Here is a 12,930-nt window from a genome sequence, read left to right on the forward strand (position 1 = left end):
ATCAGGCGGACAACATCAGGTCCATGTTCTGCACGGCGGCGCCCGAGGCGCCCTTGCCGAGATTATCGAGGAGCGCGACGAGATTGACATGCGCGCCACCCGGCGTACCGAACACGAAGAGCTTCATGTTGTCGGTATTGGCCAGTTCCTCGGCATCAATGCGGCCAAGCTTTGCACTCTCCTCCAAGGGAACGACCGTGACGATGTCCTGTCCGGCATAGTGGGCGACGAGCGCGGCATGAATGGTCTCGACAGTCGCGCCATCCTTAAGGTCTTCAAGGAAGAGCGGCACTTGGACGATCATGCCCTGGGCGAAGCGGCCAACGGAAGGTGAAAAGAGCGGTGCGCGGTCGAGCAGGCCGTGTTCCTTCATCTCGGGCACATGCTTGTGCTTCAAGCTCAGGCCGTAGAGGAAGTTGTTGGCGGAAATGGCGTCTTCCCGCGAAGCGTCTTCCATTTGCGCGATCATCTGCTTGCCGCCGCCCGTATAGCCGGAGACCGCGTTGACCGAAACCGGATAGCCGTCCGGCAGGATGCCCGCGGCGCGCAGCGGACGGATGAGGCCGATTGCGCCGGTCGGGTAGCAGCCCGGATTGGCGACATGGCGGGCGGACTTGATCTTGCCTGCCTGCGCCTTGTCCATCTCGGCAAAGCCGTAAGCCCAATCTGGCGCGATCCGATAGGCGGTCGACGTGTCGATGACGCGCACCTTGTTGTTGCCCGACAGCATCGAGACCGCTTCCTGGAAGCGTCGTCCGGCAGGCAGAGGATGGCGATGTCGGCGCTGTTGAGCAGGTCTTCGCGCATCGCGGCATTGCGGCGCTCGGCTTCCGGGATCGACAGCAGCTCGACGTCGCGGCGGCCGGCCATGCGGGTGCGGATCTGCAGTCCCGTGGTTCCGTGTTCGCCGTCGATGAAGATCTTTGCCGTCATTGCTTTTATCCCATGTTTTCAGCGCGTTGGATTGAGCGCCTGAATCATTCTAGCAGCGTGTTGAATCAGATTTTTAACGAGCGCTTTTCTTACGAGCCAGCCGCTCCGCTTTCAGTCCGAGCATATACATTGCAACAGTCGCACCGGCAATGGCGGTGATATCGGCATGGTCATAGGCCGGCGCTACCTCAACGACGTCGCCGCCTCGGATATCGAGCGTGCCGAGCTTGCGCAGCACCGACAGGATTTTCGCACTCGACGGCCCGCCGGCGACCGGCGTGCCGGTGCCGGGCGCGTAGGCAGGGTCGAGGCAATCGATGTCGAAGGTGAGATAGACGGGTCGGTCGCCGACATGGGCAAGGATCGCATCAGCGATCGCTTGAGCGCCCATGTCCTCGACCTCATGCCCGTAAAGGATCCTGATGCCGAAGTCCTCCGGAGCGTGGGTGCGGATGCCGATCTGGATCGAATGTGCGGCATCGATGACACCCTCGCGCACGGCACGGGCGACGAACGACCCGTGGTCGATCCGCTCGCCGTCATCGTCCCAAGTGTCCTGATGGGCGTCGAAATGGACAAGCGCCAACGGACCATGCTTGGCGGCATGCGCCTTCAGTAGCGGCCAGGTAACGAAATGATCGCCACCGAGGGAAAGCAGGAAGGCGCCCGATGCAATGACCTTCGCGGCTTCCGCCTCGATCAGTCCCGGCGTCTTCTGGTGATTGCCGTAATCGAGCAGCACATCGCCATAGTCGATGACCGCCATCTCTTCGAACAGATCGCGCGAAAACGGATATTGCGGATCGTTGTCGAAGATCGCCGAGGCGCGCCGGATTGCTTGCGGCCCGAAACGGGCGCCGGGCCGGTTGGAGACGGCGGCATCGAAGGGAATACCCAGCACGACGGCATCGGCGCCCTCCACATCCTTGCTGTAGCGCCGCCGCATGAAGGACAGCGCGCCCGCATAGGTCGGGTCGGTCGCCGCGCCACGCGCGGCCTTGGCGGTAAAGGCGTTGTCGATCGATTTGCTGGCCATTCCATTCCCTATCTGTCGAACCCGTAAGCGCGTTCCACTTTGGCGATCCGCACCTGGTAATCCTCGTACCAGCGTTCTCGCCCCAGCCGCTGCGCCGCCGAATGAGAGACGACGGCCTTCCAGGCGCGAATACTATCCTCATCGGTCCAATAGGAATTGGTTATGCCAAACCCGTCAATCCCGCGCGCGCTTTCCACGCCGAGAAAGCCCGGCTGCTGGCTCGCGAGTTCGACCATCGCGTCGGCCATGTTGCCATAGCCATTCTCGCCCTCGGTTCGACAGGAGGAGAAGGCGACGATGTAATAAGGCGGCTCCGGCAGGGTCGCGAAGGATGAGGCTGTGGGCAGTGACATGGCAGCTCTCTGGGGCTGGACGGCAATCCTGACCATGTTCTGTAATGCCGTTTGATGCGCAAGCTTCAAATCTTGATGGATAAAGCCCGAAACGAAAAAAGGCGGAGCAAAAGCCCCGCCTTTCCAAAAGTCCGTAAATCCTGAAACGATTAACGCTTCGAGAACTGGAACGAGCGGCGGGCCTTGGCCTTGCCGTACTTCTTACGCTCGACGACGCGGCTGTCGCGGGTCAGGAAGCCACCCTTCTTCAGGACCGGACGCAGGCCCGGTTCGAAGTAGGTGAGGGCCTTGGAGACGCCGTGACGAACGGCGCCGGCCTGACCGGAGAGGCCACCACCGGTGACGGTGGCGATGATGTCGAACTGACCGGTGCGGGCAGCCGAAACCAGCGGCTGCTGCAGGATCATCTGCAGGACCGGACGGGCGAAGTATGCCGAGAAGTCCTTGCCGTTGACGATGATCTTGCCCGAGCCAGCCTTGACCCATACGCGGGCGACTGCGTTCTTGCGCTTGCCGGTCGCGTAGGAGCGGCCCTGTGCATCGACCTTGCGGACGTGAACCGGTGCCTGGCCTTCAGCCGGCGCGAGGTCCTTCAAAGAGGAGAGATCGGCCATTATCAGGCGCTCCTTACGTTCTTGCTGTTCAGCGAAGCCACGTCGAGGACGACCGGCTGCTGTGCTTCATGAGGATGGTTCGAGCCGGCGTAGACGCGCAGGTTTTTCATCTGGCGACGGCCGAGCGGGCCGCGCGGAACCATGCGTTCGATGGCCTTCTCGAGAACGCGCTCCGGGAAGCGGCCTTCGATGATGGCGCGTGCGGTGCGTTCCTTGATGCCGCCCGGGTAACCGGTGTGCCAGTAGTACTTCTTGTCGGTGTACTTCTTGCCGGTCAGGACGCACTTTTCAGCGTTGATGATGATGACGTTGTCGCCGTCGTCAACGTGCGGGGTGTAGGTAGCCTTGTGCTTGCCGCGCAGGCGGTTGGCAACGAGGGTGGCGAGGCGGCCGACAACGAGCCCTTCGGCGTCGATGATCACCCACTTCTTCTCCACCTCTGCAGGCTTCTGAACGAAGGTAGACATGATTTTCTCTTTCGTTTGGATCCATTACCGGAAGCGTAAGGCCTTCAGAATGGACGTTTCTTGTTGCTTGAATTGAGCGGCCTTGGCCGTCCAAAAAGAAAGCGGGCCATGGAAGGTCCGCAATCTGGCGGGCTTATATCGTGAGCATGGTTGAGGGTCAATAATCACGTGAAAGCCGACGGAAAAATAATGTTAGCAAAAACAATTAGTTATATATGTGGTATTAATTTACCTCAACTATTCATGCGTTTTTTTGCCTCGGATGGCGCTCTCATAGCATGACAGGCACCCATCCTGCCTGCGCACGAAGGCTTATTTTCAATCAATGTGGCATTCGCCGGACTCAGTGAGTGATAACCGGCGGGTGTGTCAATGCGATACAACTCAGGATTTTGCCATTGCTGTGAGCGAATGTTCGAATATTAACGCTCTGAAGAATAAATATTCTCGCCCGGCCAAATCGGGACTGCGCGGGAAGATATCTATAAACAAATGAAAATAATGCCATATTGTTGGAATTCTACAATTGTGACTGCATGTCATTTAATGCAAGATATCACTATAAATTCCTAATATTAGGATCTTGTAATTAAATTATGAGCTGTAGCTAATATGCGCGGGAACAAAAATGGAATGTTCCAGAAACAAATACTTTAGCTCAACAACGGGGCATTTGACCGGGCGGTAACGCGGTGCCGCATCTGGTCTCCACCGGCCTATGGTCCTTCGGCCGCTCTGAATGTGGGCGAGCGCTGGCCCTGCCGCCGCGCGCTCCCTATGTACAGGCAAGCTAAGGTTTCGAAGGGAGACGTCCGTGAACCACGACCGCTACGACGACGATTATCTGGCTTCCACGCTGAGGACCACGCGTACGATCGCTCTTCTCGGTGCTTCACCCAAGCCGGAAAGGCCGAGTTATGGTGTAATGCGCTTTTTGCTGGCCAGGGGGTACACGGTCTATCCCGTCAACCCCGGTCAGGCGGGCAAGGAAATCCTCGGCCAGCGAACTTATGCGACGCTCGCCGATGTCCCGCAGCCGGTCGATATGGTCGACGTCTTCCGCGCGCCGGAATTTCTTGATGGCGTGGTGGATGAGGCGCTCGCGCTCGAAATCCGGCCGAAGGTAATCTGGTCACAGCTCGGCGTGCGCGACGACCACGCCGCCGAAAAGGCCGAGGCGGGTGGGATCGCAATGGTCATGAACCGGTGCCCCGCAATCGAATATCCTCGGCTGATCGCCTGATTTTTTACGTTTGGATTTGCCGCTGCTTTTCGACGCAACGGGATTAGAAGGAACGATATTCCTTGATCCCGGCTGGCGCTCGCGCTTTTCTGTTGCCGTCAATAAAAAAGACCAGTTGGACCGAGGGGAAACACCATGCCGCCATTCAATCCAGGCTTTTCCACGCTTGCCGTTCATGCAGGGGCGCAGCCTGACCCGACCACGGGGGCGCGTGCGACGCCGATCTACCAGACGACATCCTTCGTCTTCAACGATACGGATCACGCGGCGGCGCTCTTCGGCCTGCAGGAATTCGGCAATATCTACACCCGCATCATGAACCCCACCCAGGCGGTTCTTGAAGAGAGGGTAGCGGCACTGGAAGGCGGTACAGCGGCACTAGCTGTAGCGTCGGGTCACGCGGCGCAGATGCTGATCTTCCATACGATCATGCAGCCGGGCGCCAATTTCGTCTCGGCCAGAAAACTCTATGGCGGCTCGATCAACCAGTTCGGCCATGCGTTCAGGAATTTCGATTGGCAGGTCCGCTGGGCCGATACCGACGATCCGGCAAGCTTCGAAGCTGCGATCGACGACCAGACGCGTGCGATCTTCATCGAAAGCCTTGCCAATCCCGCTGGCACCTTCGTCGATATTTCGGCAGTCGCCGACGTCGCTCACCGGCACGGACTGCCGCTGATCGTCGACAACACGATGGCAAGTCCCTATCTGCTGCGGCCGCTGGAGCATGGCGCCGACATCGTTGTCCACTCGCTGACGAAGTTTCTTGGTGGTCACGGCAATTCCATGGGCGGCATTCTGGTCGATGGCGGCACATTCGACTGGGCGAAATCCGGCAAGTACCCGATGCTCTCGGAGCCCCGCCCGGAATATGCGGGCGTCGTGCTGCATGAAAACTTCGGCAATATCGCCTTTGCGATCGCGGCGCGCACGCTCGGTCTGCGCGACCTCGGTCCGGCCATTTCGCCCTTCAACGCCTTCATGATCCTGACAGGCATCGAGACACTGCCGCTCCGGATGCAGAAGCATTGCGACAATGCGCTTGCCGTCGCCAGATGGCTGAAGCAGCACTCGAAGGTCGCCTGGGTCAGTTATTCGGGGCTTGAGGACGACCCCAACCATCTTCTGCAACAGCATTATTCGCCGAAAGGCGCCGGTGCGGTCTTCACCTTCGGCATCAAGGGCGGTGCAGGCAACAGCTATGACGCCGGCAAGACCTTCGTCGAGAGCCTGCAGCTGTTTTCACATCTCGCCAATATCGGCGACACCCGCTCATTGGTCATCCATCCGGCTTCGACCACCCATCGCCAATTAACGGAGGAACAGCAGGTCGCTGCCGGTGCCGGGCCGGATGTCGTACGCCTATCGGTCGGCATCGAGGATGTCGCGGATATCATTGCCGACCTCGATCAGGCACTGGCGAAAGTTAGCTGACGCTTCTATAGAGCCGCCTCAAGCAACCTTTCCTCGCCGTCGGTCGCTATCCGATCGGTGGTCGCGACATGCGATGCGCAGTCTCGAGGGGGATTGATCGAGTAAAATCAGAGAAAGGGCGGGGTGCAGTCCCTGTTCCGATGGAGAATACCCCGTGAGCGAGCAGTCACTCCTTCGGCTGTCCATCGCCGTCACGGCCGCAGTGGCGGCATTCGGCATTATCGTCGGCATCGTGTCCGGCTCCTTCGCCATCATTTTCGATGGCTTCTATTCCCTCACCGATGCGTTCATGACGATGCTGGCCTTGCTGGTGTCGCGGCTGATTGCGACGTCCGCCGAGCCCACGGCCAAGGGCAAGCTCATCGATCGCTTCAGCGTCGGCTTCTGGCATCTCGAGCCGATGGTGCTCGGGCTTAACGGTACGCTTCTGATGGGCGCTGCGATCTACGCTTTCATCAATGCCGTCGGCAGTCTCCTGGCGGGCGGAAGGCCGATCGATTTCGGGCCGGCGATTATCTTCACCGTCGTGACGCTCGCCGTATCACTCGCCATGGGCATATTCTGCTCACGAGCGAACCGCGACCTGAAATCCGGCTTTGTCGCGCTGGATGCGCAGGCGTGGCTGATGACGGCCGCGCTGACCTCGGCGCTGCTCGTTGCCTTCGTCTGCGGCTACGCCATCCACGGAACGACTTTTGAATGGCTCACGCCCTATATCGATCCCGCCGTGCTCGCTGTCATCTGCCTTGTCACCATTCCGGTACCGCTGGCAAATGTCCGCCAGGCAGTGGCCGATGTTCTGCTTGTGACACCGGCCGAGCTGAAGCAGCATGTCGATGCGGTGGCGCAGGACATCGTCGAGCGCCACGGCTTCCTCTCCTACCGCGCCTATGTCGCCAAGGTCGGCCGGGGCCGCCAGATCGAGTTGTTCTTCATCGCGCCTTCGGATTGGCCTGCCCGCCATCTTTCGGAATGGGATGCGATCCGTGACGAGATCGGTGAGGCGATCGGCGGCGAGGGACCGGACCGCTGGCTGACGATCGTTTTCACCAGCGATCCCGAATGGGCCGACTGAAGGCTTACAAAGGCCGCTCCAAGTTTATTCGTATTTTATTAAACATGTTTCGAATTGGTACGGCCTCTGCCGCAATCCCTCCTCGTGTTCGTGCGTTGATAGGCTCGACACACGAACACGAGGAATTCGGCATGACCACTTTCCGGCAGAAGACAGTCCTGGTCGTTGAAGATGAGGCGCTGATCCGCTTTGCAGTCATGGATGCACTGGAGGATGCCGGTTACGCGGTCATCGAGGCAACGACCGTGCTTGAGGCGGTCGGCCAGCTCGGCCAGCACGAGGAGATCGATCTCCTGATCACCGATGTCGATATGCCGGGCGTTCTGGACGGTCTGGATCTGGCGCGGATGGTCGCCGAATGCGCCCCGAGGATAGGCATCATCGTGTCGTCGGCTCGTCGTCTCGGGGAAAAGGACAATCTCCCGGCCACTGCACGTTTCATACCGAAGCCGTGCTCGGCCGCGACCCTGCTCGGGACCGTCGGCGCCATGCTGAAGGGGCGGGAATGGACCGGCGGCGAACGCCGCCGGCATGCTTGATTTTTAAGACCTGAAATCGTCAGGCGCGCATTTCGGCCGGCTCTGCCTTCGTGCGGTCGGCCGTGCTGATGCGCACCTTGTCGATATTGCGACCATCGAGTGCGACGACTTCATAGGTGAGGTCACCAAAGGTCACCGTTTCTCCCTGCTGCGGCAGGTGGCCGAGACGCCAGAGAATGAGGCCGGCCAGCGTGGAATAGCGGTCGGCATCATCCACGAGATCGCTATCCAGAAGTTTGGAGACATGGCGGATGTCGATCCAGCCATCGACGAGAAGTGAGCCGTCCTCGCCACGCTCGACGGTCAGCTGCTCGTCGTCATCATCGGCAAAATCGCCGGCAATGGCTTCCAGCAGGTCGGTTGCCGTGACCATGCCTTCCACCGAGCCGTATTCGTCGAGAATGATCGCCACCTGTAGCGGCGACTGGCGCAGCTGTTCGAGCAGGCGCAGAGCATTGACGCTTTCATGCACGACGAGCGGCTGGCGCAGCGAACGCTCGAAATCGATCTTGCCGGTCTCGATGAAGTCGCGCAGAAGGTCCTTCGCCAACGCCACGCCGAGGAACTCGTCCAGGCTGCCGCGTGCGATCGGGAAGCGGGAATGGCCCGATTCCAGCACCTTGCGGCGAAGCTCCTCGTCGCTGTCCTCGATGTCCAGCCAGTCGATATCGAGGCGATGGGTCATCACTGACTTGGCGGGGCGGTCGGCAAGCGTCAGCACGCTTTCGATCATCTCGTGTTCGACCGGCGTGAACAGCTCGTTTTCCGAAGCGCGTTCGGCCATCACGTCGGCTGTCTCGCCGAGCGAGGCTTCGCCTCGGCGGCTGCCGAGCAGGGACAGGACGGCGCTTGCCGTGCGTTCGCGAAGATCACCCGTGGTCAGAACCCGCTCGCGATTGCGCCGCGCGATCTGGTTGAATGCCTCGATCAGAACCGAGAAGCCGATCGCGGCATAGAGATATGCCTTCGGAATGTGGAAGCCGAGGCCTTCGACGATCAGCGAGAAGCCGATCATCATCAGGAAACCGAGGCAGAGAATGACAACGGTCGGGTGCTTCGAAACGAAGGCCATGAGCGGCTTGGAAGCGAGCAGCATCACGCCGACGGCGACGACGACGGCAATCATCATGACGGAAAGATGCTGGACCATGCCGACGGCGGTGATGACGCTGTCGAGCGAGAACACCGCATCGAGCACGACGATCTGAACGAGTACCTGCCAGAATACGGCATGCTCGACCTTGCCATCCTTGGGACCGGAATGGCCTTCAAGGCGTTCGTGCAGTTCCATCGTGCCCTTGAAAAGAAGGAACACGCCGCCAAACAGAAGAATAAGGTCTCGGCCGGAGATTTCGATGCCGAGCACGGTGAACAACGGTGCTGTTAGCGTGACGATCCAGGCGACCGAGGCAAGCAGGATGAGGCGCATGCCGAGCGCCAGGCTGAGGCCGATCAGGCGGGCTTTTTCCCGCTGATGCTCGGGCAGTTTGTCGGCAAGGATCGCGATGAACACGAGATTGTCGATGCCGAGAACGATTTCAAGAACAATGAGGGTGGCGAGACCCGCCCATGCAGCGGGGTCGGACATCCATTCGAATATCATGATGACAAGCGGCCTGCCGATTCCAGCGGCCATTCCTTCTGTGGTTGAAAGGGAAAACAAAAAATGCCGCCCCAGGACGGGGACGGCAGCAGATTAAGCTGAAGTGTGATGGCGTGAACAAGCGTCCCCGGCTTATCGCGGGGCGCGGTCATCTCTCGACCATGAAGGAAGAACGTCCGGTTCGACATCGACGTCGAAGGCAACCGACGCGTCGAGCCGGACACACGCAATCGGGTGTCCATGGGCGCAGACTATAGCGATTGCGTTATGAAATGCATCCTCTCCAGGTAAAATTTTCGGGAGGAAGCACCTAGGCTGCCCGAAGGCAGCCAGCGGCTGTTGTCGGCATTCAGCACCCTTCAGGCGCCGAAGCCGCCATCGATCGTGTGCATCGCGCCGGTGATGAAGCCTGCTTCCGGGCCCGCGAGATAGGCGGCGAGGCCGGCGATTTCCTCCGGTTTCCCGTGGCGTTTCAGAGCCATGAAACCATGCATCGTGTCCTTCATCGGACCATCCTTCGGGTTCATGTCCGTATCGGTCGGGCCGGGCTGGATGACGTTGACGGTTATGTTGCGGTCACCGAAGTCGCGGGCGAGGCCGCGCGCCATGCCCTGGACGGCAGATTTCGTCAGCGCATAGGCGGCACCGCCGGCAAAGGGCATGCGGTCGCCATTGACCGAACCGACGATGATGATCCGCCCGCCTTCCGGCATGTTGCGGGCCGCTTCGATCGAGGCGTGATAAGGGGCGCGCACGTTAATGTCGATCATCCGGTCGATGGCGTCAGGCTCAATCTCCAGCGGATTGCCAAGCGCCAGCGTGCCGGCATTCGCGACAAGCACGTCGAGCGGTCCGGCTGCCTTGACGGTGGCGATCGTCTCCGTCCGGTCCCCGGCGTCGGACTTGACTGCCTTGGCACCGGTCTCGGCGGCAAGTGCTTCTGCCGCATCCTTCGATCCGGCATAGGTAAAAGTCACCGTTGCGCCGTCGCCGGCAAAGCGGCGGACCAGAGAAGCGCCGATGCCGCGACTGCCACCCAGAATCAACACGTTCTTTCCATGAAAGTCTGTCATTGTCTTGTTTCCCGTATCTCTGTGTTGAGATTTAATGTAGTGACGATTACATAAATAGGCGGATTGATTGCGTCAAGGATTTTGTAGTGAGTGATACAAAAATAATTGGAAAGCGTGGACGGCCGCGCGCATTCGATCGCGACGAGGCGCTGGCGAAGGCCCAGGCATTGTTCCATGCAAAGGGGTATGATGCGCTGAGCGTCGCCGACCTGACTGAAGCGATCGGCATTAATCCCCCGAGTTTCTACTCCGCCTTCGGCAGCAAGGTTCAGCTCTATGACGAAGCGCTCGGTCGCTATGTCGAGAATGACGGATTGGATCTCGTCTCGATCTTCGCACCGGGAACTCCCTTGCCGTCGGTATGACGAACATGCTGCGCTATGCGGCTGAGGCTTATACGAGCGGCGAAGCCTGCGGCTGTATGGTGATCGATGGGGCGAGGGGGACCGCAGATCCCGAAGCCGGCAGCAGGGCGCGCGCCCGGCTCGATCAAAGCCGCGCCTCGATGCATCAGATGATCGCGTTGCTGGATGCTAAACATGCCGATCTCGCGACCGATTACGCGATGACGGCCATGGCCGGTCTTTCGGCAAGTGCTCGCAATGGCATGCCGGCTGCCCGGCTGCAGATCATGGCCTCAATCGCGGCCGAAGGTTTTTCTGCCCGTCTCGACCGCGAAGCCTGACGCACCCGAAGCGACCGAAACTCATGAAATAAGGAAATGGGAATGCAGACATGGACCACATTCGATCTCTCCGCCATCGAACCGGAGGAGGGGCTCCTACGGCGGATAGGCTGGTTTCGGGCAATCCCACTTTTCGCAGCTGGAATGTCGAGGAAGCGGAAGGCGGAATCTATGCTGGTGTATGGGAAGCGACGCCCGGAAAATGGCGGATCGTCTATGACGAATGGGAGTATTTCCACGTCCTCAGCGGCCGCTCGATCGTCACCGAAGACGGCGGTGAGGCGAGGGAGCTTGGTCCTGGTGACCGCATGATCCTGCGGCCCGGTTTTAAGGGTACATGGGAAGTGCTGGAGACGACGACAAAGGACTATGTCATCCGGCTGCCCGTAGGCTGAGGTAGGCCAACCGGCGACAAATGTCTCTAATCGGGGATATCACGAAACGCGTTGGCAAATTCCGGCGATGAGATCAGCTCGAGCGTGCGACGAAGTTCCGCCGCCTGCTCCTTGCCGAAAGTCTCGTCGAACCGGGCCTGAGCCCGCCGCCAGCGAGCGGTAATCTCGGCCTGCTTGGCGATCCCCTTGTCCGTGAGTCTGACCCGCTTCACCCGCCGATCGTTCTCGTCCGGCACGATCTCGATCCAGCCGTCGCGCTGCAGCGGCTTCAGCGTGTGTCCGAGCGCTGAGAGGTCCATGACCATCGCCTCGGCGAGGTTCTTCAGCGTTGGCTCGCCCGAAAACCGGATCTGCGACAGGAGCGAGAACTGCGTGCCTTTGAGCCCCGTATCGCCCATCGCATCATCATAGAGCTGGCCGAGCTGGCGCGCGGCGCGGCGCATGGCGCTGCTGTTGCAATAGGCCCAGATGCTGGTCTTGTCGTCACTCTTCATCGTTTCAATCCCTGAGCCGCGGCATAGCCGGCGCAACAAATAATCCTGGTGGAGGCTCTTGTATCGGAAAATCGTGTCTCGCATATTTAGTGGCATATGCCAGTAAATTCCAGCCAGCAGTGAGGCGGCGCCTGGTATGTGACACGTCGATCCAATGCAAGGAGAGCTACGATGACGACGAATGAAGAACTCGGTACGGCCCTGGTAACAGGCGCATCCTCTGGTATCGGAGCAACCTATGCCGAGCGCCTGGCCGCCCGCGGCTATGATCTTGTTCTGGTGGCGCGCGATGCCGCCCGCCTGACAGCCTTGGCTGAAAAGCTGACCGCGGCACATGGGGTCAAGGCAAGTGTTCTGACTGCCGACCTCTCGCTTAAGGAAGATACCGGCAAGGTCGAGGATCGGCTCCGTCAGGATGCGTCCATCACGCTTTTCGTCAACAATGCCGGCATCGGTCCTGCCGGGCCTCTGCTGACGGCCGATACGGACTATCTTGAGAGGATGGTCGAGATCAACGTCAACGCCGCAAACCGCCTGGCTGTCGCCGCGGCGCAGACATTTGCGGCGAGAGGGCGGGGAGCGATCGTCAACATCGCCTCGGCGGTCGCAATGGCCGCGCCGCATTTCCACGGCACCTATGCGGGCAGCAAGGCCTTCGTGCTGGCGCTGACGGAATCGCTGGCAACGGAACTGAAAGGCACTGGCGTGACGATGCAGGCCGTGCTTCCCGGCTATACCCGCACCGAAATCTTCGATCGCGTCGGCGGCTCGATGGACAAGCTCGATCCAAACTCAGTGATGGAAGTCGGTGACCTTGTCGATGCGGCGCTTGTGGGGCTCGATCGCGGAGAGCTTGTGACGATGCCGTCACTGGCCGACGTCTCGCTCTATCAGAATTTTGACACGGCCCGAAATGCGCTGCGTCCGAACCTGTCGCTCAGCAAGCCCGCTCCCCGCTACGGGATCCAATAATACGCCTTGTCGCC

The 12,930-nt window shown here is 60.0% G+C and carries 14 protein-coding genes and 2 pseudogenes; 8 read left to right on the top strand and 8 right to left on the bottom strand.

Going from position 1 to position 12,930, the window contains the following annotated elements; translation table 11 throughout:
• Position 1: 1 nt before the first annotated feature.
• The 5 genes and pseudogenes from argC to rplM form a co-directional block, all read right to left on the bottom strand.
• Positions 2-933: pseudogene (gene argC, locus N7E02_RS23045) on the bottom strand (N-acetyl-gamma-glutamyl-phosphate reductase).
• A gap of 73 nt (positions 934-1,006) precedes the next feature.
• A complete protein-coding gene (gene speB / locus N7E02_RS23050; protein WP_286579908.1) occupies positions 1,007-1,969 on the bottom strand; it encodes an agmatinase in 963 nt (320 codons plus the stop codon).
• 8 nt (positions 1,970-1,977) lie between these two features.
• Positions 1,978-2,322, bottom strand: coding sequence for an antibiotic biosynthesis monooxygenase family protein (locus tag N7E02_RS23055; RefSeq protein ID WP_286579910.1), 345 nt, complete (start codon positions 2,320-2,322; stop codon positions 1,978-1,980).
• 149 nt (positions 2,323-2,471) lie between these two features.
• On the bottom strand, positions 2,472-2,936 hold the full coding sequence (rpsI, locus tag N7E02_RS23060) for a 30S ribosomal protein S9 (RefSeq protein WP_093001353.1): 465 nt from the start codon (positions 2,934-2,936) through the stop codon (positions 2,472-2,474).
• Positions 2,937-2,938: 2 nt separating this feature from the next.
• Positions 2,939-3,403: a 50S ribosomal protein L13 gene (gene rplM / locus N7E02_RS23065; RefSeq protein WP_286579913.1), complete on the bottom strand. Its 465-nt coding sequence runs from the start codon at positions 3,401-3,403 to the stop codon at positions 2,939-2,941.
• Between the two features lie 814 nt (positions 3,404-4,217).
• On the opposite strand from rplM, the gene N7E02_RS23070 reads away from it, so the two are divergent.
• The 4 genes from N7E02_RS23070 (at position 4,218) to N7E02_RS23085 (ending at position 7,694) form a co-directional block, all read left to right on the top strand.
• Positions 4,218-4,646, top strand: a complete 429-nt coding sequence (locus N7E02_RS23070) for a CoA-binding protein (RefSeq protein WP_286579914.1) — start codon at positions 4,218-4,220, stop codon at positions 4,644-4,646.
• Positions 4,647-4,781: 135 nt separating this feature from the next.
• Complete coding sequence (locus N7E02_RS23075) at positions 4,782-6,080, top strand: O-acetylhomoserine aminocarboxypropyltransferase (protein ID WP_286579916.1); 1,299 nt, start codon at positions 4,782-4,784, stop codon at positions 6,078-6,080.
• 154 nt (positions 6,081-6,234) lie between these two features.
• Complete coding sequence (locus N7E02_RS23080) at positions 6,235-7,155, top strand: cation diffusion facilitator family transporter (RefSeq protein ID WP_286579917.1); 921 nt, start codon at positions 6,235-6,237, stop codon at positions 7,153-7,155.
• Between the two features lie 131 nt (positions 7,156-7,286).
• Positions 7,287-7,694: a response regulator gene (locus tag N7E02_RS23085; RefSeq protein WP_286579919.1), complete on the top strand. Its 408-nt coding sequence runs from the start codon at positions 7,287-7,289 to the stop codon at positions 7,692-7,694.
• A gap of 19 nt (positions 7,695-7,713) precedes the next feature.
• Here N7E02_RS23085 and N7E02_RS23090 read toward each other — a convergent pair whose 3' ends face one another.
• Together N7E02_RS23090 and bdcA are read right to left on the bottom strand one after the other, a co-directional pair.
• A complete protein-coding gene (locus N7E02_RS23090) occupies positions 7,714-9,297 on the bottom strand; it encodes a TerC family protein (RefSeq protein WP_286579920.1) in 1,584 nt (527 codons plus the stop codon).
• 359 nt (positions 9,298-9,656) lie between these two features.
• On the bottom strand, positions 9,657-10,370 hold the full coding sequence (bdcA, locus tag N7E02_RS23095) for an SDR family oxidoreductase (RefSeq protein WP_286579921.1): 714 nt from the start codon (positions 10,368-10,370) through the stop codon (positions 9,657-9,659).
• 86 nt (positions 10,371-10,456) lie between these two features.
• On the opposite strand from bdcA, the gene N7E02_RS23100 reads away from it, so the two are divergent.
• The 3 genes and pseudogenes from N7E02_RS23100 (at position 10,457) to N7E02_RS23110 (ending at position 11,450) form a co-directional block, all read left to right on the top strand.
• The gene (locus tag N7E02_RS23100; RefSeq protein ID WP_286579922.1) at positions 10,457-10,735 is read left to right on the top strand and encodes a TetR/AcrR family transcriptional regulator; all 279 of its coding nucleotides are present in this window, start codon (positions 10,457-10,459) and stop codon (positions 10,733-10,735) included.
• Positions 10,736-10,740: 5 nt separating this feature from the next.
• A complete protein-coding gene (locus N7E02_RS23105) occupies positions 10,741-11,055 on the top strand; it encodes a hypothetical protein (RefSeq protein ID WP_286579923.1) in 315 nt (104 codons plus the stop codon).
• 42 nt (positions 11,056-11,097) lie between these two features.
• Positions 11,098-11,450, top strand: a pseudogene (locus tag N7E02_RS23110) (cupin domain-containing protein).
• 26 nt (positions 11,451-11,476) lie between these two features.
• Here the strand turns inward: N7E02_RS23110 and N7E02_RS23115 are convergent.
• Positions 11,477-11,944, bottom strand: coding sequence for a MarR family winged helix-turn-helix transcriptional regulator (locus N7E02_RS23115; RefSeq protein WP_286579924.1), 468 nt, complete (start codon positions 11,942-11,944; stop codon positions 11,477-11,479).
• Positions 11,945-12,115: 171 nt separating this feature from the next.
• Here N7E02_RS23115 and N7E02_RS23120 point away from each other — a divergent pair, with 171 nt between their 5' ends.
• Positions 12,116-12,916, top strand: a complete 801-nt coding sequence (locus N7E02_RS23120; RefSeq protein ID WP_286579925.1) for an SDR family NAD(P)-dependent oxidoreductase — start codon at positions 12,116-12,118, stop codon at positions 12,914-12,916.
• The last annotated feature ends 14 nt before the right edge of the window (positions 12,917-12,930 follow it).

This window comes from Terrirhizobium terrae (assembly GCF_030323265.1).
Lineage (GTDB): Bacteria > Pseudomonadota > Alphaproteobacteria > Rhizobiales > Rhizobiaceae > Neorhizobium.